The organism is Murimonas intestini (assembly GCF_024622195.1).
Taxonomy (GTDB): domain Bacteria; phylum Bacillota; class Clostridia; order Lachnospirales; family Lachnospiraceae; genus Murimonas; species Murimonas intestini.
Map to the genome: position 1 here is coordinate 139,729 of NZ_JANKBI010000007.1, position 23,913 is coordinate 163,641.

The window sequence follows — 23,913 nt, forward strand, 5'->3', positions numbered from 1 at the left end:
ATCAGCTATACCATAGAAATATCCGGCACAATTGACAAGAAAAATAAGTACTATGCTGAATTTTCTCATTTTCTATGCTATACTAATAAAAAATATGAAAAGGAGTGTGTACTCATGTATCGCGTACTGATTGTAGACGATGAATTCCCTGCCCTGCGGTTTGTAAGCTCCATAATTGAGCATTTTTCCCAGGCTTTCAAGGTTGTGGGGACGGTATCCAGCGGAGAACTGGCACTTAATTTTTTAAAAAAGCAGGCGGTAGATCTGCTGGTGACAGATATCAGTATGCACGGTATGAATGGCATTGAGCTTGCACAGACTGCACGTAAAATGCAGCCAAATATACATATTGTCATCATAAGCGGCTACGGTGAATTCGAGTACGCCCAGGGCGCAATCCAGGCCGGAGTAGACGAATATCTGCTCAAACCAATCAGCGTAACAAAAATGGCCGCCATACTGCAGTCTATCCAGGAAAAGCTCGAGACTGAAAACATGGATCTCTCAGCCTCCATTCTTCCGGCCCTTGCCTGCGGACAGCCCTGCAGCAAAGAGAATGTAGAGCGCCTCTATGGCAGAAACAGCTATCGCTTTGCCTATATACGCTGGGGAAATCTGGATATGGCACTGCCTAAGTCGTTAAGAGCAACTTCTCTGATTCTGCCTGCTAACGAAAATTTCTACGTGCTGCGTGGCCGGGATGACGATGAACGCATCCTGATTGCAGAAGACAGGGGCGTTGACGAATTCCTCTCTCAGCTGAGCGTATATATGACTATGTATGGCAATCTTTCCACCTGGTCCGCCGTGTATACACCTGTTCTCCGTCCAATAGAAGAACTCACAAGTTTTATAACTCCTGCTATCAATATGATCTATCAGAGGACGATTATAGGCAAACATCAGATCATGCAGTTCACCGGAGGGTCCACCCCAAAAATAATTAAACTGCCAGCCTCTGACCTTAAGCAGCTCACCTATTTTATATCTTTCGACAAAACACGTATGATCAAGGATTACTTCTCCTCACTGGCCCTCACCTGGGAACACGCAAATACACCACAGCGGCAGGTCTGGCATATGGGACATCAAATCATACACCAGATAGCTGCCGTATACCAGCCGGTCTGCAACCGTCTGGATGAAATTCTTCACGATTTCGACAATCTGATCCACTGCACCAATTCCTATGAAGATCTGATGGATGGAACTTATTCAATCCTGTTTGAAGACGGCGGAGCGCGTGACAGAAAAATGTCAACACAAGAGCTTTACGATTATGCCATATCATACATCCGGGAAAACTATGTACAGCCTCTGAGCATGCAAAGTGTCTGCGATGAAATCGGCATTTCCCAGACCTACTTAAGCCGCCTCTTCCGCAAGTACAGCAACACTACTTTCAATGCATTTCTGACTAAATGCCGCATGGAGGCCGCCATGCAGCTGCTTTTAGAAAAACCTGACCTGCTCCTGCGGGACGTGGCCGCCTGTGTAGGCTATGAAGATTCTTCCTATTTTACCAAGGTCTTCCGCCAATATACAGGAAAAACACCGTCTCAATGGACAACAGGAGAGTAAGAGCTGCAGTTTGGCCTTATACTGTTATTCATGCACTTCCATCATAGCCGTCAATGCGGCCCGGTCAAGCTTCAGACTGGCCGTATGCGGCATTTCATCCAGATGGACAAAAACATCCGGCAGCATATATCTGGCCAAACGAGTCTTCAGACCCTGTTTCAGCTGCTGATCTCTTAATTCTCCGGTAAAAAAGCACCAGATTTTTCCGGTTGGCTTATGAAAGAGCACGCAGCCATCCCGCCAGCCAGGTATACGGCGAAGCGCCGCCTCCACCTCTCCCAGTTCCATTCGGTAGCCCATGTGCTTAATCTGTGTGTCACGCCTTCCTGTGACCACCAGCTGGCCATCCTTCCTGAAATAACCAAGATCTCCTGCCCTGAAAAAGCGTTCATGCCATCCCCTGTCCATTGGGTCATCGATCCACGCCTCCTGTGTCCGTCCTGCATCCCGGTGATAGCCTGCAGCAATCCAGGGGCTTGAAACCAGCATCTCTCCGGGCACTCCATTATCAACCTCATTTCCCTTTTCATCCACAAACAAAATATGTACCTGTGAAAAGGGCCTGCCCACTGCCAAAGGCTCTCCCTGCCTTGGCTCTCCTTCTACTTTGCCAACCGCCACAGAAAACATCTCTGTAGAGCCATAAAAATGCCACCAATCCGCACCTGAAGCAGCCTGCATCCACACCTTGAGCGGCTCCCACGGCATGGATTCGCCCGACATGATGCCATAGCGCAATTCCGGCAGACAGTTCTTATCCAGAACACCCGCATTTGCTACCCCCACAAAACTGGATGGAGTCATTGTCAGTTCCGTTACATGGTGGCTGTTCAGGCATTCGATGAACTTTTTCGGAAAAGTCAGCACGCCTGAGGGCAGCAGATAAACGGTAGCTCCCAGGGCGATCGGCGGAAAAATGTCAATGATAGAATTTGCATAGAAAAATGGAGACTGATTGCCAAATACCACATTCTCATCCAGGCCATAGACCTCAATTGTTGCCTCTGTCCAGTGCAGATAGCTGAAATGTGTCTGGACAGAACCTTTGGGCACTCCCGTAGAACCGCTTGTATACAGTATGGACATGGCATCATAGACACTGGTACTTTTACGTATCTGTTTCAGCAGCTCATGGTCTGTTTCCGTCCGGACTGCATTGTCATAGCTCAGTACAGGAATTTCCACCTGTCCCAGCGCCTCCAGAGCCTTCTCCCCCTTTTCATCTGCCAGGATCATCTTAGGCTCCAGAAGGCCCAGCAGCTGGGCCAGGCGTTTTGGCGGCATGCTGATGTCCAGAGGCGCATAGGCGCCTCCTGCACAGAGCACCCCATACATGGCCGGAATATTGTTTATACTGCGGCTGTCCATTAAAAGCGCCACAGGAGAACACGGAAGCACTGACAGTGCAAGGGCTGTCCCTATCCGCCCGGCCTTATCTTCCAGCTCTGCGAATGTCATAGACTCCTGGTCGTCATAAAAAGCCACCCGGTCCGGCACACGCTTTACCGTTAATTCCAAATATTCTAACATATTAGATAACATATTCATCACATTCCTTTCATCCCTGATGATTTAAAATCAGGATACTTGTCGTACCAGTCTTTTGCACAGTTTTCATAGGATACATAGGCTGCATCACCGCGCCTGTCAGGCAGATCGTACCGTTCTTTCAGATCCTCCCCCAGTTTTCGTGAAAAAGTCATGCTGCCCTTTACGTTCAGATGCTGCCAGTCGGCAAAATCGGAAGAAAACCTCAGACCAAAACGCTCATCCAGAGTGTTATAATTAATCCCGCCAATCCCATATTCATCGGCAATGCTCCACAGTGCATTATAATACATATGGTCAACCGCATAATCAGGGTTCGGTATGCCAATCAGCATCAGCTCAATTTCCTCGTCCCGGCACATTTCAAAAATTTTCCGGGCGTATTCTTCTTCCCTGTCGTTCATGTTCCGCCGGACACTGTTTAAAACCAGAGAAGGACGCTGATGATGCTCAATCTCGTCCATCTCAATGTACCCTTTCCAGTCCACGCCGCGCCCGCCGTTATCCGGGGGAAATACAAAATCATTCAACTTTACCCGCTCATAATTGCTGTGTACCTCAGGAAGCCCCAGGATATAACCCATTGCCGCATCTTTTTCTACACAGGCCATAATGGCTCCCATACGGTTTTCCAGACCCCGGATACCGTAGGTAGAAAGGATCGTCCTCCCCCTCTTAGTATAATCCCTTTCATAGATAGAAGGTTTTGCATCCAGCAGGATCACTCTGGGATGCTGGGTCTTTAAAACCTCTTTGATGGTATAGTAGCTGACCCAGAAGGGCTGTTCCGCGCTGCAGAGATTGTAGGAAGCAATGCCAAATTCCGACCACAGCACATTTGTATTGATCCCTGCATAAGTAAGGCTGGTCCCCACCGCCAGCACATCCACGCTGTCCTCAGGCTGGCGGTACATGTTAATCATACTGCATATTCCAAAATCACTCTTCGGTGTCAGCACATAAGTAGCATAGCTCAGCATCAGGGCCGCTATCACCGCAAACCCTGCCAGCCGCAGCCAGAAAAAAACCAATACTCTGCGCCGGCTTTCTGTTTTTTCCTCCATAATGCCTTCTCCCTTCATTATGAAACTTTCTTGCCTCAATTATGATGCTGTCTCTCTCAAAACTGTGTATACATAAAGGCCGTGCTGTCATATCCCACACCATACATGCCAAATATGAGTATTGCCATCAAAAGCAAAAGAAGCACCGGCCAGCGCACCCAGATATGCGCCTTAGCGAGCCTGCCGCACAGGTCAATCCCCCGTTCACATAAGATATCCGTCAACAGTAATACAGCCATGGCAATACCGGCGATCACCCATTCCCGCACTGACATAATTGCCGTCATCTGTTCTGCAAAATGGGAGAAATCCCAGTTAACAAAGCTCTGCTTTAACAGAGACAGCCCTTGCCGGGGGCTGGACGTGAACGCAAAAAACTGCGCTGCCAGCACCAGCACCCAGGTACGAGCCATGCAAAACGCTTTTACGCCTGCTTTTTCTCCCTGGAGGTGAAAAGCACTGTTCATTTTTTTCCAAAGAGGCTGAAGCAGGATTGACGCAGCCATTACCAGGCCGAAATATGCCCCATAAACCAAAGCGTTCCAGTTGGCGCTGTGCCACATTCCAATCAGCACAAATATCAGAAGCGTTGCCAAAGCTGTAGGGATCACACGTCCGGTTTTCTTTCCAAATACCTTAGACGCCCTGCGTCCCAGGGCAATCCCGGCATGGGAGGTAGTCAGTGGATACATCAGATATGAACGGAACCATGCCCCCAATGTAATATGCCAGCGGCGCCAGTACTCTGCCACACTCTTTGAAAAAAACGGACGCCTGAAATTTTCAGGAAGCTCTATACCCAGCATTCTCGATATGCCGCGCGCTACATCCATGCCTCCGGAAAAGTCAGCATATAAGCGCAGCATGTAGAGAACTACGCCGCCCAAAACCATCCATCCCGGCATGGAACCTGTCTCTCCCAGAAGGGCTGCAGTGGTGGGGGCAAGCCGGTCTGCGATAACCATCTTCTTGAAATATCCCCACAGCATCAGCTGAAACCCTGATACGAACTGTACCGGTTCCAGCCGGTGTCCCGTCAGCAGCTGTTCCCCCAGCTCCTTCCAGGTGGAGATAGGTCCCTGGGCCAGTTGGGGGAAATAGCCCACGAACAGCCAGGCCTTCAGAGGATTCCGCTGAGCCTGGGCTTTTCCCCGGTAGATATCAATCAGCCAGCCGGCTGACTGGAATGTAAAATAGCTCAGCCCCAGCGGCACTGCCAGCTCCCACACGGGGATCATCTGTTTCCCCTTCGTCAGCCCGTTCATCCAGGCTGCCACGGCCGGTTCATACTTTATGAATACCATGGCGCCGATATCGATTATGAGAACGAATGCCAACAGCAATTTCTGCCGGGTTACACAGGCAGAAGCACGCTCCCCGGAGCCTTCATCACCACCCTTGCGCAGCTGCTTTTCACGCTGCTTCAGGGCAGACAGCGCAAGTCCGCCCAGCCAGGCGCAAAGCGCAATCACCGTCATATGCGCAGCACCTGCCCAGCCGGACATTGAAACAAAAACAGCGCTGCCTGCCAGCAGCGCCAGCCAGCGTAATTTTAACGGCAGCACATAATAGACTATCAATACCGCCATTATGAAAACCAGGAATTCAAATGACAGAATATTCATCTTCAACCTCCCGTCTGACCTGCAGGCGGTCTATTTTTCCGCTTCCTGTTCTGGGCAGGAATTCCCGCCTATGCCATTCATCCGGAATCATATACTTTGGCAGAATCTTTTTTATCTCCAGCCTTACTGTTTTTTCATCTGCACTGCCTGTATAGACTCCTACAATCCGTTCCCGTGATGCATCGTAATAGCAGCAGCCCAGCAAAACACCGGATAAGGAATTCAGCGCACACTCTACCTCGCCCAGCTCAATACGGTATCCGCTTCGTTTGATCTGCATATCACGCCGCCCAAGAAACATTAACTCTCCTCTTTCGTTTAATTCCCCCATATCGCCGGTCCTGTAGATTATCTCCGGAATCTGTGGCCGGAGCGGATTCTGCACAAAAGCCTCCGCCGTCTTTTCCGGTGCATTATAATAACCGGGAGACAAGCATGTTCCTCCAACACAGATTTCTCCGTCGATCAAAAGTATCCTGGTGTTGGCGCACGGGCGGCCCACAGGCAGATTATCTGTATCTGCAAAATCCCGGTCTACCCTGTACCAGGTACACACATCCGTAATTTCCGTAGGCCCGTACATATTCACATAATCCGCCTCAGGAAGAACCTTTTTCCACATATTCAGCGTGCGGCAGGGCATAACTTCACCACAGAAGAACACCCGGCAAAGCTGCGGCAGACATCCCGGCGTAAGCACACCGGAATTGGCAAGTGCAGTCAGAGCTGACGGAACCCAAAACACCGTATCGATTTTCTCCTGTTCCAGTGTTTTGATAAGCTTCTTAGGAAATAAAAAATCAACCCTGGGAGTCAGGTAAAGACTGCCCTTCATCCGCATAGTGGCATATATATCCAGTACCGAATTATCAAAGTAAAACGGAGCCTGACTGGCAAACCGGCAGCCAGAAGGCAGGCACAAAGCCTCACAGGCCCATTCTATGTAGTCAATCACACTGCGGTGGGTGATGGCCACACCCTTTGGAACACCTGTGGAGCCACTTGTAAACAACACATACAGCAGATCATTGTCAATATGCTCCTCAGACCTCTTAACAAGTACAGGCATATCAATCTGATGAGGAATATCATCTGTCACACAGACGGTGTTTTCCGGCATAAGCCTGAGTCCAGTTTCTTTAAAACGGCCGCCGCACAGTACCATGCCAGGCTGAAGAACAGAAACGATCATCTGCATTCTCGCTTCAGGAATAGATGAGTCCACAGGCGTATAGAAACAGTTTGCATATACAGCGCCCAGCATAGCCGCAATGCACAGAGGACTTTTTTCCATCAGAATAAGAACAGGTGACTGTGCCGGAAGGCGCCCGGCGATAAACGAACCTATCTCCCGCGCCCTCTTCTGAAATTCCCCCCAGGTTATCCCCATATCCGGCTGGTCAAAAGCTGCTGACTGCGGCGCCTCTTTAGCAGCTGCATCCAGCCAATCCAATACATTTCTCATTATCTCTCCATATGACAGCTGTGAATCAGTTCCAGCATAGCATCCACACTGTTAAAGTTCTCCGGCTCTATATCTCCGGTGGTAATATGTACGTCAAAGGTTTCATCAAGCGCGGCTATAATCTGCGTCAAATCAATTGAATCAATTATCCCGCCGCTTACCAGCTCTGTCTCGTCCTCAAAATCCACATCCTCCCGGATTTCGGACAATACTTCCAGCAATTCTTTCCTTTCATCCATATGGCTTCCTCCCACTATCTAACAAATTTTTTTAAATTTCCCGGTAGCCAGAAACCCCGCAGCTTGCTAGCCTGCTGCGGGGTATCTGATCTGCGCGCTGCTCGGGTCCGTGCTAAACGCGCGCCGCGGGTATATTTATTTATTTATTAATACGTTCCTGTGTCTTAGGATTGAACAGGTGCAGCTTTGCCATATTTGGCACGAGCAGCAGTTCCTTTTCCTTGGGAGCATTCTCTCCCGTATACTTAAACACGATCACCTTTTCGCCCACATGTACATAAATCAGATAGGCATCACCCAGCGGTTCAATGGAATCCACATGGGCCGGTATGGCATTTGCGCCATCCTTTGCCAGTTCAAAATCTGAAGGGCGGATGCCCAAATCGATTTTCTTTCCTTTATATGGCGCCAGGCATTCTTTAAAGCACTCTGGGATCTTCAGCCGGAATGCGCCCCCATCCAGTATCCCTTCATTGACATCGCATGGAAAAATATTGATCTGGGGTGTTCCCAAAAAGCCTGCGACAAACTCATTGACAGGATGATCGTACAGTTCGTTGGGCGTACCCTGCTGCATGATATGGCCGTCCTTCATCAGCACGATGTGATCCGCCATAGTCATAGCCTCAGTCTGGTCGTGAGTTACATAGATAGTTGTGATACCCAGCTGCTCCTGAATCTTTTTAAGTTCATAACGCACCTGGTCCCGCAGCTTCGCGTCCAGATTGCCTAAAGGCTCATCCAGCAGGAAAACCTGGGGATCACGCACCAGAGCGCGTCCCAGCGCCACCCTCTGGCGCTGTCCTCCTGATAACTCTGCCGGACGGCGGTCCAGCAGGTTTTCAATGGAGAGCATCTTTGCCATGTAATCAACACGTTTATCAATCTCCTCCTTAGCCGCTTTCTTTGTTTTAAGGGCAAAGGACATGTTCCCCCGCACGGTCATATTTGGATAAAGCGCATACTCCTGAAATACCATAGCAATATTGCGCTCCTGAGGCGGAACAAAAGTCTTATCTTTTTTCTTGCCGTTGACAGAAGTCATTACTTCATCACCAAAGCGTATCTCGCCGTTGGCCGGATGTAAAAGGCCTGCTATGCAGTGCATGGCTGTAGATTTACCGCAGCCGGAGGGGCCAAGAAATACACAAAATTCACCATCCTTTATGTCCAGGTTCAACCTGTCCAACACATAGGATTTTCCTTTATTGTAGGATACACTCATATCCTTAATCGTAATGGAAGCCATATGGTCACCTTTCCTCTCTTATTGAGTTTTTCTGGCTGCCCTCCACAGAACTGCGTTTTTGCAGAACTGTGAATGGCAGCGATTCCTGCGGTTATGCACCGAAGGATTCCACATCAATACCGAAACCGTACTCATATAGCGGTTCATCGATGTCTTTTGGCAGATCTTCCCTCTGCTCCAGCACCTGTTCCATTGTCTTAGGAATCTGGAACGGCAGCTTGCCGGTAATGGAAGTCTCTCCATAGAGTGCGTCCGCAACAGCCTCAGCCCCGCAGGTTACACCCGGACGGTAAACTAACAGCACACTGTCCGCTGCCTCTGCAACAGGTGTCATCACATAAGCGCGGTTCATAACAACTACAGCCACCACGTTTGCGCCTGCGGCTTTCAGGGCATTGACCAGGTCTGTCTGTTCCTTTGGAAACTCCAGTGTATCAGCTCCCCATTCAGGATCGTGTGTGCCGCTCTTTTCACCAACTACCGCCAGGGCAGTCACACCCGTCAGGTCCGCAGGTACATCTGCTGCTGTTTCAATATATGTCACATTGTCAGCTCCGGCCTTTTCCTGGATAGCATCTAAAATAGTTGTTCCCTGGATCTCAATCGGCTCTTTTGCCGTCCAGCCGCTGTTCAGCGCACGGATATCCTGAGCCAGGCTGCCGGCAACTACAACCTTCTGGCCTGCAAGTGCCTGGGCATTTTCATATTTCAGCATAGTAAAGGATCTTGAAGCAGCTTCCTTTGCTACCGCTTTGTGTTCATCGCTTCCCAGGACTTCTGCTGCCTTGTCTTCATCCACGTAAGGATTCTCAAAAATCCCCAGCTGGAATTTTGCAATGAGGATCCGGCGGCAGGCATCTGTCAGCCTCTCTTCGTCTACCTCTTCCACCAGCTGTTTGGTAGAGCGCACTCCTGCGCCTCCCAGAATGTCTGCACCTGCATTTGCTGCGCCTGTAAAGTTGAGGCCCCAGTCTGTCTGGATAATGCCTGTATAGCCTAATTCGCCTCTCAGCAGGTCTGTCATGACTGCTGAAGACTGGTCAGCTGAATTTTCAACTGCATCGCCCCCAAGATAGGGAACTGTAGAATAACCATAGGGCATCACTGCGGCAGCGCCTGCCTCTATAGCAGCCTTAAATCCTGCCAGGTGCAGTTCTTCTGAATCCTCCTGGATAGTCAGGGGAGTCCCGTCCACACCATCAGTCTGTGCGCCGGCACCCGGGAAATGCTTCACAGTAGCCATGACAGATTCGCCCGTCAGCTCACTTCCTCCCTGCAGACCAGTGACAGCAGCTGTGATCAAACTCTGTACCACCTCGCTGTCCTCGGAGTAGCACTCCTGGTTGCGGCCCCAGCGGGGATCCGTGATCAGATCAGCATCCGGTGAAAGCGCCATACGTACACCTACAGCCATCAGCTCTTCCTTTAATACAGTATTTAGTTTTGTTACCAGTTCAGGGTCATTTACAGCTCCCTGATTAATCTCATCCGGCAGGAAAGTCGCATCGCTTACAAAAGCCGCTCCGGCCTCGGTATCCATAGAAAAGATGATCGGAATACCCAGAGGGCTGGACTCAGACAGCTCCTGAATCTCATTGGTGCGCTTCGCAGCCTCGGCAGCATTGTCAAATATGTACTCATAAACCAGCGCAAACCCCACATTATTCTCGGTAAACCAGCTTTCTTTGCTGCTTACCAGGGTCAGATGCACCATCTGGGCTGCTTTCTGTGTTGCATCCATCTTGCTGAGAAGATCGTCGGCGCGCTCCTCAGCCGGCAGTCTCCAGTCCTCATAAGGATCTAACTGGCCGTTATCGTTCAAATCCTTAAACTGAAGTCCGTCTGCTTCAATAATGTTCTTTACACGCGCAGCCAATTCGGGCTGTGCGGCCGACTCCTCTGCCTGTACAGCAGGCATAGAGGATAATCCAAGCCCTGCGGCCATTGTCAGAGCAGTTACTATTTTAATAGAATGTTTCATTATTATACCCTCCGCAATTTTTCATCAGGATGCCGTCACAGCGCCGCTCATCTGTCCGGAAATCAGATATTTTCCCATAAAGATGTAGAGCACAAGCACCGGTAAGGCAAGGATCAGGGAACCCGCCATCTGCACATTAAACTCGGCTGCCATAGTACCTGCCAGCTCATTCAGCGCAATAGTAGCCGGCTTGGAATCGTAGCCTCCCAGCACCAGTGCAAAGAGCATCTCATTCCAGATAGATGTACACTGGAATACGAACACCGTAATAGTGGCAATCATGGTGTTAGGCAGCACAATCTTCCGGTAAATCTGCCACATCCCGTTGCCGTCAATCATTGCCTGGCGAATCAATGCATCAGGCACATCGGCGTAATAACTTCGCATCATAACCGTACACATGGGCATTCCGAATACCGTGTGTACCAGCACCAGCCCCCAAATATTATCGTAAAGATCCAGTGAATTAATTGTCTGCAGCAGCGGAATCAGGATTGCCTGGAAAGGCAGGTAAGTAGCTGCTACTAATGCGACAAAGAACACATTGTTAAGTTTGAATTTCCATTTGCTCAGTGCATAGGCACAGATAGAGCCTAAGAACACTGAACCCGCCGCTCCGAACAGTGTAACCATAAGGGAGGTGAGAAGCGGCTGCCCCAGTTCCTCCATAGCACTTGCGTACCCCTCCAGCGTCCATACAGAAGGTGGTGTAATAGGCGTGGAAGTCATTACCTCACTATTTGTCTTAAAGGAGGTCATTACAGTGCCCCAAAACGGCAGCATGTAGAATATCAGAAATCCAATCATAATAAGGTAATAAACAACATGCAGCGCCGTCATGTGCCATTTTGGCTTCACACGCACAGTCTGCGCCTCCTGGCCGGCTTTCGAGCGCTCAATACTCATATTACTCTGCATATCTTATTTCCTCCTGTTCGTCCAATAGGTCAGCGGCAGAATCAACACCAGCACCAATGCCAGTAAGAAACAGCTGATTGCCGCAGAATAGGCAAAGTTGTTGTTCTGAAATGCCTCGTTGTACATCCAGACAGGCAGCGTCCAGGCTGAAGATGTGGTATAACCCACCAGTGAGACGATGAAGTCGAAGGAACGCAGTGCATACATTGCAAGAATAGTTATGCAGCTTCCCATCGCACCTTTAAGCTGTGGGATGATAAGTTTCAAATAAATACTGGGCATATACGCGCCGTCCAGTTTGGCGGCGTTGATGATATTCGTGGGCACATTCTTGATAGCAGCCAGAAAGATAACAGCCACATAGCCGGAGAATTGCCACACCATCGCAATAATGATGGAGACCATTATCGTCGAATTTGACGAGGCCCACATCAGATTACCGTTTTTCATCGCACCTGCCACATCTACCCCGATTATACTTAAGAAGGAGTTCAGAACCCCGCCTGTGGGCCGGTACATGTATGCCCATACAGTACCGGTTACCACAAATGAAAGGGCAAATGGCAGCAAAATCAGTGTCCTGAATACGGATGTACCGCGCAGCCCCTGGTCCATCAGCAGGGCCAATCCCAGCCCTAACAGCAGACAGAGCGGAATCAGGCTGAACAGCAGCAGTGTATTCCTCAGGGACGGCCAGAAATCAGCACTGGCAAACATCTTGGCATAATTGCCGAATCCCCCCCAGCCGTAGCTGGCTTCCAGTGCGCCGTTTTCCCAGTCGGACACAGACACCCAAAGGTTCCAGCCGAGAGAGACATATACAAAGTAGATCAGCAGCGCCGCTGGAATACAGATCCAGATTAACGGATGCCGGGTAAGGAATTTACTGACGGGTGCTACCGTCTTTGGTGCAAACCGCTTCAGCAGCTGGTAACATATAATGACGGCCGCCAGCACGGCGCAAATTATCCAAAAACGCCCGTCAGAAAAAGTCATATACTTAAAATTCTCAAAAAATTCCAAGATCTGTTCCATAGGTGGAGCCTCCTATCGTTTACTCTTCGTAGCTCAGCCCCCAGCCATAATCATAGAGCGGGTTCTCCAGATCGAAGGAAACATCGCCCTCCTGACTGTTGACAGACTCCATGTCACGCGGAAACTGTATTGGTGTCTTACCAGTTGGATTGTTCAGGCCGTACAGAGTCTCCGCAATGGCGATACCGCCCTGGGCTCCCGGATAATAGGCCTCAAGAATCGCATTCGTGTTTTCATCACACCATGTTAAAATATAGGGACGGCCGCCTGTAACCACTGTAACGATTGGTTTTCCGCTGGCCTTTGCAGCTTCAAGTATCTCCTGCTGGCTTTCAACGATCTCCAGGGTATCGTATCCCCATGGCGGATCATGCTGGTAACTTGGTTCACCCACTGACACCACGATAACATCCGCGTCCTTAGCGAGTTCTGTAATCTTTTCTACATCCTCCGCCTCATAGATAACTTTCGTATTCTCTCCGGCGTAAGCTTCCAGCGCACCTGCAATAGTCAGCCCTTCCTGTGAGGAAGACCAGCCGCCTACAAGTGAATCCATATCGCCGGCACGCGGTCCACAGACAAGGATAGTCTGTTCAGCATCAGCATCCAGCGGGAGAATACCGTCATTTTTCAGCAGAGTCATAGCCTTTTCGGCTGCTTCTAAGTTTACCTTCTGGCTTTCTTCATTGCCTACAAAGGAAACTGCATAATCTACGTCACAGTAAGGATTTTCAAATACACCCATCTCAAATTTAGCCTTGACGATGCGTTTTGCAGCGGCTGTCAGGATTTCCTCATCAATCTTACCGTCGTTTGTAAACTCTTCCATCTGGTCAATAAGGCGGATAGATTCGCCGCCGATACCATCCACACGGCTCTGGGTAACACCAATCAGGATAGCCTCTTCATCAGAAACTTCTTCTCCTGTCATTGTGCCCAGTGCTTCCTGGATAGCCCAGATCATGCCCCAGTCAGTCTGGATAATGCCCTCAAATCCCATCTCATCTCTCAGCAGGTCCTGCAGAGTAGCAGCGGAACCGATTGCTGAATTTTCCATATCCAATGCCAGCGGTACGGAATAGTACGGCATAATAGAGGCCACGTTAACCTCCAGAGCGGCATAATAAGGTTTTAAATGAGTCTTCAGTGTCTCTTCGCTGGAGATGATCGGGGATGTGTCTTTTCCGTCCATCTGCGGGCCAGCGCCCGGGAAATGTTTCATACAAGCCACGATCGATCCGCTGTTCAGACCGTCAGAACCATTCTGGAAGGCAACTACCTGAGCTGTCACCATCTCAGTCACAAGGTCAGGATCCTCGCCGAATGTCTCCATTACACGTCCCCAGCGCGGTTCAGAAGCAATATCCGCTTCCGGTGAAAGGGTCATGCGCACGCCGATTGCAATATGCTCATCGCGGGAAATCTCAGACAACTTTGTCACCAGCTCTTTATCACGTGTGGCTGCAAGAGCCAGATTATGGCCTGTTACAGTAGCGCCCGACACATAGGACAGGCCGTGTACAGAGTCCATAGATACAAGTACCGGCACTCCCAGCCGGGAGCCTTCTGCATATTCCTGGATCATATTCATATTTGTTGCCGCAGATTCCACGCTGCTCAGCTCACGGATCAGCAGCATTCCAATGCCTTCCTGATTGCACCACTCTTCAAGATACGACGGAACCTTACCGTCCGAGCGGGGCAGATATGTAGGATGCTGCATCTGGGCAATTTTTTCACGGACTGTCATCTGGCTTACCAGATCCTCTGTACGTGTTTCGGCATCCTGGCGCCAGTCTTCATACACGTCCAGCTCTCCGTTACCGTTCAGGTCAATAAATTGGTAGCCGTCGGCCTCGATAATAGATTTTACATGAGGGTCAAGCACAGGCTGTTCGTAGCTCTCACCTTCAGCGAAGGCTGTGCCTGCCAGCAGGCTGCTTGTCATAGCGGCTGTTCCCAAAAGGGACAGGCCGCGTTTTATTAAACGATTAGTCAACAAGATTCCACTCTCCTTTCACACCAGCTTCTTTAAGTATATTTACAATTTTATTAGCGAAATACTCTGCATCGTAATCAGAAGAAGTCGCAAATTCCTGAATCTGAGTCTGCAGGCTTGTAGCCGCGCTCCATGGCAGTGCCGTGCCGTGGGTAAAGCTTGGGAATACCTTTGTATCTTCTGCCGTCAGTTCATTCTTAAATTTCAGAGTCAGTTCACCGTAGGTTTCATCAGGAGTGTCATTGTAAGGTGATATAGATTCCTTAAGCCCTGAAAATGATTTCTGCACCTCATTGGTAGATACGTTATAAGCCCAGCGCAGACCGCCCTCAACATCCGCGGAATCATTGCTGACTACAAAGCCGTCTACACACATACCAAACCAGCCGTCCGTCCCCGGGAATGTAAAGACGCCATAGTCCTCACCGTAAACCTGGCCCATAGAAGTCATCAGCGGCTGCATCCATGCTCCCATAATCTGCATTGCATATGTACCGGCAACCACCTGTCCTGAAGTCTCATACCAGTCACGGCTGGAATGGTCAGGAGCCACATAATTCATCATTTTTGCATAGGTAGAAAGTACATTCGTCACGTCTTCTACATTATAGTTTCCGTTGATGAAGTCTTCATAAATCTGCGGGTCTGTTCCCAGCATGATATCTTCAAAAACCTGGCAGGCCGGCCAGCCCTTGCGGTCGCCCAGATCCAGCGGATATTCCCCGTCCGGCATAGCAGCGGCAAGCTGGTCACAGATAGACCAGAATTCATCCCAGGTTATGTTCTCATGATCCGGTATTTCAATACCATATTTCTCAAACACATGAATATTGTAAAAAATAACATTTGATTTGTGGATACCGATCGGCACAATATATTTATTGCCGTCTGAAGCCGTACACAAGTCTTCCAGTCCCGGCAGCGCCCGCTCAGCGAGGTTTGCGTAATCCCACACCTGATTGAGATTCAGCAGCAAGTCTGAATTCAGATATGGTTCAATCTCCTGTCCGGGATGTGCCTGGAAGGTCTCCGGGCTCTTTCCTGCCTGCTGCAGAACCTTAACCTTCATTACCATTGCGCCTCCGGCGCCTCCGGGAATCGCATTTGATTTTGCCTTTATCTCACCGTAAGCATCCGAGAAGCCCTGGACAACGCTCTCAATTGCGTCCTTTTCTCCTCCTGCTGTCCACCAGTGGTATACATTGACCGTACCGTCTTCCTCGGTATTTTCCAATATCGCCGGGATATCCATATCATCGGCATTTAATTTTTCCCCTTTTGCTTCCACGCTGTTCATAGGGAAAGCGCTCAATGCCAGCATGCCTGTCAACGCCAGAGCGCAGAGTTTTCTAAGTCTCATTCACAGTCTCCTCCTAATTTTTTTTGCAGATAACTGTTCAGTACCTTCACAGTTACATTTGTAGTTCCCTTATTCTGTAAATGTCATACTTCCCCAAAGGCTGGGATTATTGTCCACATCATACATTTCCGGCTTGCGGTCCTTGCCTGTCAGGTCTGCTGATGACTGCATGCGCAGACTGTGAATTCCAGGGCAGGGCAGGTCAACATCCAGAATAGAAAAATCAAAGCCAACAGTCATACCTGCTTCAGGTTTCAGCTGTGCGATCTTATCATTGGAAAGGTTATGCAGAGGAATCTTGCTCTCCAGGATCCAACCGCCAATTTCCTTATCAGCCACGGCTACAGCTTCATAATCATCAAAAACAAGCTCATCGCCATATTCACCCTGTGTCTCGTAGCCCTGATTATCTGCAATCATGTCTCTGTCCACATAGTTAAAGAAATCATACTTGTCAGTACTCTGAACAATACGCCAGTCTGTTGCGCTGTACTCTGTTCGTTCCGGATCCGCCTCCGGGTCTGTGCTCAAAAACAAAATAATGGCATCCAGCTCGTCCAGCGGAAATCCCTCACGATAGACAAACGGATCTTTGTCATAGATAGTTGCCGCGATGTAGAGATTTTCTTCATCCCACATAGCGTAGATATCCATGGAACAGTCTTCCACACCGTCCCAGTGCTCAATCTGATCAATGATCTGGTTCTCAGAATCGATACGTAAAAACTTACTCGTATCCCATTCGCTTAAATCTCCGTCGATGACTACATCGGATGCCTTAGGTGCTTCCAGATTCTTATCAGAGTACGCGAGTGAGGTACTGCCTGCCCCCAGGGCCAAGGTTAACGCCATTAACAGGGAAATGCTTTTCTTCATAGTAATTTCTCCTCCTTTAATTATATAGGGCCTGATTACTCCCCTTTTGTTATTTTTATTATAGCGCAGTATGCCAAAGAGAACACGAAAAGATTTTACACATTTATTTGCATAAATCCAGCATGCCGCCGTAAAACATAAATATCCGGCACACCAAGCAGGAATATCAGACACAGTGCCATATTTATATCTCCCTCCCCTTATCACCGGACAGCTGCTGTGCTATAATGTGATAATAAAAAACACGATATGACAGGATGGTGAATGATATGAAGCTGAGTCTCAAAATGACACTTTTATTTTCCGTAATTATGGCAGCTGCGATTCTGATGCTTTCAGCCTACACTACACAAATCTCGCTGGACGGCGCCAGGAGTTATACACAGTCACGCTTCATGAATATGAGCGCTACCATCTCCAGGGATCTGGAACAGGAGATCCGCATGATGTCTCTCACATTGAACGAACTCACCGGCAACACATCGTTCATGGCTGCCCTCAACCAATTTGTGCGTGATGACAGCAAAGATCAGAAAGTGGGAAACGCAGCCCGCATGGCAGCCCTTCAGCAGCTCTATCAGTCGCCTCTGGTTGAGCGTTTTTACCGTGTCAGCTTTATTTCCCCAAATGGTTTGTACATCACCAGTCTGATTGATAAAGACCAGGAGCACTCCAGTACTTCCGAAAAACTATACCGTCTTTACAACTCATTGGGTGAGATACCTCCAGCGGGCACAGACATCCCTTATTACATATTGTCTCCCCAGTCAGACGAATTAAGTACCCGCCAGGATATGCTGGTATACGGAATCGTTCAGCAGGTTTATTACCGTGGAAATATGCTGGGCTATATCTCTATCTTAAATGAACAAAGCACTTTAAGCCACATTATGAATTTTGTTGACAACGTGGATGAGGTAGAAGTACAGGCCGTCTTTGATGACGGCTCTCTCCTGTTTTCCAGCACAGGCCAGGTATACCCTCTTCCTATGGATATGCAGACCGGAAGTATGCAGGAATGGACAGACCCTGAAAATAATACACAGCTGGAAGTGCTTCATACCAGAATAGAGTCACTCGGGTTAAACCTCTATATTATCCAGGACAGCCACTATGCTGCTCTGCGAAATAAAGATCTCCGAACTTCAATCATGCGGCGTGCCCTGTTAATTATGCTGCCTGCTATCGCACTTATCACCCTGATCGCCTTTGGTCTGACACGCTCCATCCGCCGTCTGACAAAAAAAGTCCGCCAGATGCCTGCTGAGAGTGTACTGCCGGGAAATCCGTCCACAACGCAGGCGCTTATGAATGTTGTTACTTCCTCCGGCGATTATGAGATCCACATATTGGAACAGACATATAACAGCATGATGCTCCGCCTGCGTGACAATACACTGCGTGAGCTGGCGCTGCGTGAGGGCGCCCTGCAGGCACAGCTCAGCGCCCTTCAGGCACAGATCAACCCACATTTTATATACAATACGCTCAATATCATATCTGCCAAATCCATGGAGAGCGGAAATTTTGATGTCATTGAGATCTGCGACCAGTTTGCCTCTATGCTCCGCTATGCCATGGATACACGCTCCCGCACGGCCACAATGCAGGATGAAATCGAAAATGTCCGCAATTACCTGACATTGGCTAAGGCACGCTACGAACAAAACCTGGAATACACGATTGACGTACCGGATGACCTGCAGGATATCAAAGTACCCAAGCTGACACTGCAGCCCATCGTAGAAAATGCACTGACTCATGGCTATGACGGCATAAATGTACTGCGTGTACTTACCATTACAGGAAAAATTTCGGGAGAAAACCTGCTTCTGGAAGTCCATGATAATGGCACAGGTTTTTCAGAAGAAATACTTCAGAATCTCCGCCAGCGTATAGATGATATAAATGCCGGCAAGGTCTCCACAGAGGAATCCAACGGGCACATAGGCCTGCTGAACACCTGTCTGCGGTTGTACTACTACAGTAAAGGTTCCATACAGATGTCCATCCGCAATGACAACGGTGCTGTAATTACGTTTTCATTGCCTGTTTCCCTGTAATCATATCTGTTATTTAACTGTTCAGTACCTTTACAGTACAGGAAACGAAGTTTCCTATGAAAGAACATTCAAACACCCAGAGGAAATAAAAACAGCAGGAACAGGACTGACTATCCGATCCCGTTCCTGCTGTTTCTATTTTTAATATCAGTTAGTGATAAACTCACCCTGGGGCCAGTTCAGCCACATCCATTCACTGACTGTATCACCCGCATCTTCCGTTGTCAGATGGATAAGATCACATTCCTGATCACTTATCTCAATATAAAATTCATTCGGGTGCTCCAGGTCATATCCTACAATATGCCAGCCAGACTGCATGAGCATATCTTTCGCCTCCTGATATGAGAGTCCGCAGTAGATCCCAAGCATGGCAACACTGTCATTTCCAACGCAGTTAACTGTGATTGGCACCCTGGGATTAGTCTCTGTAGCAGGCTTCCACTCTACAGACATTCCGCCCCCTTCACAACGTTTCGCATACATCCCCAGCTGCTGGGCCTCTGTCTCCTGAAGCTCCAGTATCTCTGTAAGAGACTGCAGTCCTTCTTCATACATATAATCGCTTAATTCCATTCTGTATATTTGATCCTCCGGCTCTTCATACACTTCCTCTGCCGTCTCAGGCCCGGTCTGTACTGCCTCTGTCTGTGCTGCTTCTGTCTGTACTGCCTCTGTCTGTACTGCCTCTGTCTGTTCAGGCGCTGCCGTCTCCGGCACATATGTCTCAGGTACCGGCTGCTCTGTGACGGGAGCTGCAGTCTCTGCCGTCTCCGGCACACTTGTTTCGGCAGTTTTCTGTGCTGATTCTTCAGTTTCCTTTAGTACAGTTTTTCCGGTTATCTTTGCTGCAGTACTCTCTGTTTCCCTGGAAACTGTTTCTTTCTCAGCTGCCTTTGAGCCCGCTCCCTGACATCCTGTAAATACAGATGACATAGATAACACAGCAGAAAAAACGACTGCAGCTAAAACCCCTGATTTTGTATTCCTCTTCTTCATAATCTCTCCCTCACCTTTCCTTTTTAATACATGTCCAATACACTTCTAACATGCTTTATAGCTACTCTATACCTTATCGTGCGCAGCACGCCTCAAAATCCTCTATTTACAGCAGTATATCACAATTCTGCCTGTAAAATAAACAGGCAAAAAATACTTAATGTTACAGTTCAGCCGTCTGCCATTCGGCAGCCGTCTGAACTATAACAACGCTCCGCGATGCACACAAAATGCTGTTTACAGCATTTTGGCGCTGCAACTCTCGGGATTTTCGTGCAAAATACGCACGAAAACACCTCGCGGAATGGTGGCGTGTGAACAGTAACTACTTAATTTCTCTGTAACGTCTTTTTTACTTTTTATATTTGACTTCCTGTCTGAATGAAAGTATAATATATTTTATTACATTTGTAAGATTTATCTCTTTTAATCACTTAAGCTGGCTTTATAAAAAAGCGGAGGAATAAATGACTGAAAAAAGACTGAAACATCCCTCTAAAAAAATGAATCTGGGAATAAAGATCTTTCTTATCATTACCGTTGTTATGGTTCTCTGCACCGTGTGTACAGCGTTTGTATGGTCACAATATAAGGCGCCTCAAATTATGGGGGCGGAAGTTCCGGCGGATGCATCAGATAATACCATTGAAAGTATAACAAGGAAATGGTTTGAAGAATGGTCGGATGGACATGAAGGCTGGAAAGTACCGCCGTCTTACCGCCTGAAGGACACGGAGATCATAAATCTGGATAGTCTGGAAGACGGCTATATTGAGGTCCACTACAGGGCCAGGATATCATGGTGGAGCCAAAAAGCCGTACAGAATCTGGAATTGATCAGTACAGACAGCAGGAATGTGTATGAAGGACAGTGGGTGCTGAAATGGCAGGAAGAAGACGGACTCTGGAAAATAACAGAAGTGCTGAGCCCGGTCCAATATCAGATACAGTCCCCTGAATTTCAGGAAGAAATAAATAAGCCTCAGACAGACCACTTTTCATACGATTCAAGCAAAAAGGAAGCTCCTTTTGTCAAAGATGGAGTTCTGTACGTGACTTATGACGGCGGCATGAATTTTATTGAGGTACCGGACGGATATGAACAGGTGCTTAAAACACCAAATGGAACGTATAACGAGTACCTGCCGGACGGTAGCTGCCTTGTGACCAGCTCTCTGACTGCTTTTGCAGGCTTTTCCGGTGGTAAAACAAAGCTTATTTACAGTACGGATGAAGGAAAAAGCTGGCAGGAAAGCATAATATATGAGGGCGGTTATTATGCAAATACATTTCTGTCAAAAACAGATAATTTCTGCTATGTTACCTTTGCAGTTGACAGGACAGGGGGCAGTGACTATTATGGGTCATTCCGTTCTTCTGATCTGACCGGGTGGGAATCCGTATCACTGCCTGACCCGCTTTTTTCTAATGCTTCCTGTGTCTGCTGGACAGATGATAATACAGGATACTATGCAGGCAGTTCCGACAGCTATTATATGACAAAGGACGCCGGAAAATCATACGAAATGTACAGCCTTCCCCATGACAATGACATTATCGCAAGCCTTGGCTATAATCCATATGACTGCATGGAAAGCATATATCAGGAGGAAGGGATAACATATATGGTCGTGGGACAGGGTGACGACGGCGACTACGCCAGAAATGGAACCCTCCTGAAAGCGCTCTTTAAATCTGAGGACGGCATCCATTTCTCATTTGTAAACGAAATAGAAGACAAAACTTCAGAGGCGGGATAAGAGGGAAGCCTGCTTCCCCCTACCTCTCCACCGCCTGCCACACCGCTGCGCTTCGAGGCTGCATCCGCATATTCTCCCATATGCCGCCCGGCTGCTCCTCCCCTGTGCAGGCATACAGCTGCCAGCCCCAGCCCTCTAAGAGCCCGGGCAGCACGATCTCCTGCTCCTCCCAGTAGACGTTAACAGCAAAATATACTATATCATCTTTTCCTTTTTCTCCATCATATCCCGCATACATCACACAAAGTACCTTTGTATCACTGCTGATATCACTCTTCCAGGGTTTCTGCGTGTGCACGCTTATCCGCGGGAATCCACATTTCGCAGGCTCAAGGTCACGTCTTACTGCCGGATGGGCCTTTCGGAAATAGATCATTCTCTTAAAGAACTCAAATAATTCCCTGTTTTTGTCTATAAAACCCCAGTCCAGCCAGGAGATTTCATTGTCCTGACAATAGGCATTATTATTTCCATACTGTGTATTTCCAAACTCGTCTCCCGCTAAAAACATAGGGGTCCCTCTGCTACACATAAGAACAGCGCAGGCATTTTTCATCAGCCGCAGCCTTAATCTGTTGATTTCCCCGTTTTCTGTCTCCCCCTCCGCGCCGCAGTTCCAGCTCAGGTTATTGTCCGAGCCGTCTGTATTGTTCCATCCATTATCCAGGTTATGCTTCTCACTATAGGCATAGAGGTCATAGAGCGTAAAACCGTCATGGCACGTCAGAAAATTTACAGAGGAATTATAGCCCTCATACCCTTCTCTGTACAGATCCGGCGAACCAGTTATCCTCTTTGCCGCCTCAGGGGCCATCCAGTAATCACCCTTCAGAAAACTCCTCATGTCATCCCTGTATCTGCCGTTCCACTCAGCCCACCTGTTCCATGCCGGAAAGTTACCTACCTGGTACAAGCCGCCTGCATCCCAGGCTTCCGCAATCAGCTTCACATTTCCAAGAATAGGGTCAAAAGCAAGGCGCTGAAGCAGCGGAGGATCCTTCATTGGGGAACCGTCCTCATTTCTGCCCAGGATACTGGCAAGATCAAACCTGAAGCCGTCCACCCTGTAAGCAGTTGTCCAATAGCGCAGGCACTCTACTATCATTTCCTGGACTACAGGATGATTACAGTTCATGGTGTTGCCGCAGCCGCTGAAATTATAGTAATGTCCATCAGGCGAAAGCATGTAATAAATGTTATTGTCAAAACCCTTGAAGGATATAAACGGTCCTTCCTCATTTCCCTCCGCTGTATGGTTAAATACTACATCCAGTATCACCTCTATCCCATTTGCATTGAGCTGTCTGATAAGGGTCTTCAGTTCCGTACCTTCGTGGTTATATTCTTCTGCAGCCGTATAGCTGGTATTTGGCGCAAAAAAGCTTACTGTATTATATCCCCAGTAATCCAGCAGATGCTTCCCATCCACATGGCGCTCTCCCATAGTCTCATCAAATTCAAAAATAGGCATCAGCTCTACTGCAGTAATTCCAAGCTCCTTCAGATAAGGAATCTTTTCCATCAGCCCCGAAAATGTTCCGGGATGCTTCACCCCGGATGACTCATGCCTGGTAAAGCCTCTCACATGAAGCTCATATATGATCAGATCACTTGCCGGCAGCAGTGGCTGGACTGTGTTTCCCCAGTCAAAATTATTTTTTACTACTCTGGCATGGTAGTTCTTATCTGCCCTCTTCTTTTCTCCCCATACACTCTGCCCTGTCACTGCTTTGGCATACATATCCAGAAGTGTATGATTTTTGTCAAATAAAAGCCCCTTTGGGGGATCCCAGGGCCCGTCAAGGCGGTAAGCATACTCAAACTCTGTGATATCCAGCCCGAACACGATCATAGAATATACATTTCCGATTTTATAATGTTCAGGAAATTTAAGCACTGCATAAGGTTCTTCCTCTTCCCTCCGGTACAAAAGCAGTTCACAGGCAGAGGCATACTTAGAATGCACAGTAAAATTAACTGCCCCGTTAAGTGCAGTGGCTCCATTTACATCATACATACCAGGACGCACTGGAAATCCCTCCACCACGTCAAGCGGTATCATCTGTTCATACGTATCCATTGTGACAAGCTCGCCTTTCTGTCCTGGCTGCTGCGTCTGGTCCATCTGCTTTATCTTCCTCATCTGCTGCA

The 23,913-nt window shown here is 48.4% G+C and carries 17 protein-coding genes; 3 read left to right on the top strand and 14 right to left on the bottom strand.

Annotated features, from left to right (window positions below; genetic code table 11):
* The first annotated feature begins 114 nt into the window (after positions 1 to 114).
* A complete protein-coding gene (locus tag NSB28_RS12400) occupies positions 115 to 1,581 on the top strand; it encodes a response regulator transcription factor (RefSeq protein WP_109626872.1) in 1,467 nt (488 codons plus the stop codon).
* 24 nt (positions 1,582 to 1,605) lie between these two features.
* Here NSB28_RS12400 and NSB28_RS12405 read toward each other — a convergent pair whose 3' ends face one another.
* The 12 genes from NSB28_RS12405 to NSB28_RS12460 all read right to left on the bottom strand — a co-directional run bounded on the left by NSB28_RS12405 (position 1,606) and on the right by NSB28_RS12460 (position 16,940).
* The gene (locus tag NSB28_RS12405) at positions 1,606 to 3,123 is read right to left on the bottom strand and encodes an AMP-binding protein (protein WP_257517592.1); all 1,518 of its coding nucleotides are present in this window, start codon (positions 3,121 to 3,123) and stop codon (positions 1,606 to 1,608) included.
* A gap of 5 nt (positions 3,124 to 3,128) precedes the next feature.
* Positions 3,129 to 4,193 carry a hypothetical protein gene (locus tag NSB28_RS12410; protein WP_257497702.1) on the bottom strand — a complete coding sequence of 355 codons (1,065 nt, stop codon included), beginning with the start codon at positions 4,191 to 4,193 and terminating at the stop codon, positions 3,129 to 3,131.
* Positions 4,194 to 4,249: 56 nt separating this feature from the next.
* Positions 4,250 to 5,818, bottom strand: a complete 1,569-nt coding sequence (locus NSB28_RS12415) for an MBOAT family O-acyltransferase (protein ID WP_109626879.1) — start codon at positions 5,816 to 5,818, stop codon at positions 4,250 to 4,252.
* Entirely contained in the window at positions 5,799 to 7,283 is a 1,485-nt protein-coding gene (locus NSB28_RS12420) for an AMP-binding protein (protein WP_109626882.1), read from the bottom strand. Before NSB28_RS12420 ends, NSB28_RS12415 begins: the two co-directional genes overlap by 20 nt.
* Complete coding sequence (locus tag NSB28_RS12425) at positions 7,283 to 7,522, bottom strand: phosphopantetheine-binding protein (RefSeq protein WP_109626884.1); 240 nt, start codon at positions 7,520 to 7,522, stop codon at positions 7,283 to 7,285. The genes NSB28_RS12420 and NSB28_RS12425 overlap by 1 nt, the downstream gene beginning before the upstream one ends.
* 139 nt (positions 7,523 to 7,661) lie before the next feature.
* Positions 7,662 to 8,771: an ABC transporter ATP-binding protein gene (locus tag NSB28_RS12430; protein WP_109626885.1), complete on the bottom strand. Its 1,110-nt coding sequence runs from the start codon at positions 8,769 to 8,771 to the stop codon at positions 7,662 to 7,664.
* 91 nt (positions 8,772 to 8,862) lie between these two features.
* Complete coding sequence (locus tag NSB28_RS12435; protein WP_109626888.1) at positions 8,863 to 10,752, bottom strand: glycoside hydrolase family 3 protein; 1,890 nt, start codon at positions 10,750 to 10,752, stop codon at positions 8,863 to 8,865.
* Positions 10,753 to 10,776: 24 nt separating this feature from the next.
* On the bottom strand, positions 10,777 to 11,670 hold the full coding sequence (locus tag NSB28_RS12440; protein ID WP_109626889.1) for a carbohydrate ABC transporter permease: 894 nt from the start codon (positions 11,668 to 11,670) through the stop codon (positions 10,777 to 10,779).
* 3 nt (positions 11,671 to 11,673) lie between these two features.
* A complete protein-coding gene (locus NSB28_RS12445; protein WP_109626892.1) occupies positions 11,674 to 12,705 on the bottom strand; it encodes a carbohydrate ABC transporter permease in 1,032 nt (343 codons plus the stop codon).
* A 19-nt stretch (positions 12,706 to 12,724) separates the two neighbouring features.
* The gene (locus NSB28_RS12450; protein WP_148410276.1) at positions 12,725 to 14,704 is read right to left on the bottom strand and encodes a glycoside hydrolase family 3 protein; all 1,980 of its coding nucleotides are present in this window, start codon (positions 14,702 to 14,704) and stop codon (positions 12,725 to 12,727) included.
* Positions 14,697 to 16,064: an ABC transporter substrate-binding protein gene (locus NSB28_RS12455; RefSeq protein WP_109626896.1), complete on the bottom strand. Its 1,368-nt coding sequence runs from the start codon at positions 16,062 to 16,064 to the stop codon at positions 14,697 to 14,699. Before NSB28_RS12455 ends, NSB28_RS12450 begins: the two co-directional genes overlap by 8 nt.
* A gap of 69 nt (positions 16,065 to 16,133) precedes the next feature.
* Positions 16,134 to 16,940 (bottom strand): sugar-binding protein, encoded by an 807-nt coding sequence (locus tag NSB28_RS12460; RefSeq protein ID WP_257497703.1) that lies wholly within the window; start codon positions 16,938 to 16,940, stop codon positions 16,134 to 16,136.
* 269 nt (positions 16,941 to 17,209) lie between these two features.
* On the opposite strand from NSB28_RS12460, the gene NSB28_RS12465 reads away from it, so the two are divergent.
* Positions 17,210 to 19,003, top strand: a complete 1,794-nt coding sequence (locus NSB28_RS12465; RefSeq protein ID WP_257497704.1) for a sensor histidine kinase — start codon at positions 17,210 to 17,212, stop codon at positions 19,001 to 19,003.
* 147 nt (positions 19,004 to 19,150) lie between these two features.
* Here the strand turns inward: NSB28_RS12465 and NSB28_RS12470 are convergent, their stop codons facing one another.
* On the bottom strand, positions 19,151 to 20,002 hold the full coding sequence (locus NSB28_RS12470; protein ID WP_109626902.1) for a hypothetical protein: 852 nt from the start codon (positions 20,000 to 20,002) through the stop codon (positions 19,151 to 19,153).
* Positions 20,003 to 20,469: 467 nt separating this feature from the next.
* On the opposite strand from NSB28_RS12470, the gene NSB28_RS12475 reads away from it, so the two are divergent.
* Positions 20,470 to 21,762 carry a WD40/YVTN/BNR-like repeat-containing protein gene (locus tag NSB28_RS12475; RefSeq protein ID WP_109626904.1) on the top strand — a complete coding sequence of 431 codons (1,293 nt, stop codon included), beginning with the start codon at positions 20,470 to 20,472 and terminating at the stop codon, positions 21,760 to 21,762.
* A 19-nt stretch (positions 21,763 to 21,781) separates the two neighbouring features.
* Here the strand turns inward: NSB28_RS12475 and NSB28_RS12480 are convergent, their stop codons facing one another.
* Positions 21,782 to 23,842 carry a glycogen debranching protein gene (locus NSB28_RS12480; protein ID WP_257497724.1) on the bottom strand — a complete coding sequence of 687 codons (2,061 nt, stop codon included), beginning with the start codon at positions 23,840 to 23,842 and terminating at the stop codon, positions 21,782 to 21,784.
* Positions 23,843 to 23,913: the final 71 nt, after the last annotated feature.

Excerpts from the sequence above, each read along its gene's own strand:
- NSB28_RS12425 (WP_109626884.1), bottom strand. The coding sequence starts at position 7,522 with ATGGATGAAAGGAAAGAATTGCTGGAAGTATTGTCCGAAATCCGGGAG.
- NSB28_RS12400 (WP_109626872.1), top strand. The coding sequence starts at position 115 with ATGTATCGCGTACTGATTGTAGACGATGAATTCCCTGCCCTGCGGTTT.
- NSB28_RS12410 (WP_257497702.1), bottom strand. The coding sequence starts at position 4,193 with ATGGAGGAAAAAACAGAAAGCCGGCGCAGAGTATTGGTTTTTTTCTGG.
- NSB28_RS12445 (WP_109626892.1), bottom strand. The coding sequence starts at position 12,705 with ATGGAACAGATCTTGGAATTTTTTGAGAATTTTAAGTATATGACTTTT.
- NSB28_RS12435 (WP_109626888.1), bottom strand. The coding sequence starts at position 10,752 with ATGAAACATTCTATTAAAATAGTAACTGCTCTGACAATGGCCGCAGGG.
- NSB28_RS12455 (WP_109626896.1), bottom strand. The coding sequence starts at position 16,064 with ATGAGACTTAGAAAACTCTGCGCTCTGGCGTTGACAGGCATGCTGGCA.
- NSB28_RS12480 (WP_257497724.1), bottom strand. The coding sequence starts at position 23,842 with ATGGATACGTATGAACAGATGATACCGCTTGACGTGGTGGAGGGATTT.
- NSB28_RS12430 (WP_109626885.1), bottom strand. The coding sequence starts at position 8,771 with ATGGCTTCCATTACGATTAAGGATATGAGTGTATCCTACAATAAAGGA.
- NSB28_RS12470 (WP_109626902.1), bottom strand. The coding sequence starts at position 20,002 with ATGAAGAAGAGGAATACAAAATCAGGGGTTTTAGCTGCAGTCGTTTTT.
- NSB28_RS12460 (WP_257497703.1), bottom strand. The coding sequence starts at position 16,940 with ATGAAGAAAAGCATTTCCCTGTTAATGGCGTTAACCTTGGCCCTGGGG.
- NSB28_RS12405 (WP_257517592.1), bottom strand. The coding sequence starts at position 3,123 with ATGTTATCTAATATGTTAGAATATTTGGAATTAACGGTAAAGCGTGTG.
- NSB28_RS12440 (WP_109626889.1), bottom strand. The coding sequence starts at position 11,670 with ATGCAGAGTAATATGAGTATTGAGCGCTCGAAAGCCGGCCAGGAGGCG.
- NSB28_RS12420 (WP_109626882.1), bottom strand. The coding sequence starts at position 7,283 with ATGAGAAATGTATTGGATTGGCTGGATGCAGCTGCTAAAGAGGCGCCG.
- NSB28_RS12465 (WP_257497704.1), top strand. The coding sequence starts at position 17,210 with ATGAAGCTGAGTCTCAAAATGACACTTTTATTTTCCGTAATTATGGCA.
- NSB28_RS12475 (WP_109626904.1), top strand. The coding sequence starts at position 20,470 with ATGACTGAAAAAAGACTGAAACATCCCTCTAAAAAAATGAATCTGGGA.
- NSB28_RS12415 (WP_109626879.1), bottom strand. The coding sequence starts at position 5,818 with ATGAATATTCTGTCATTTGAATTCCTGGTTTTCATAATGGCGGTATTG.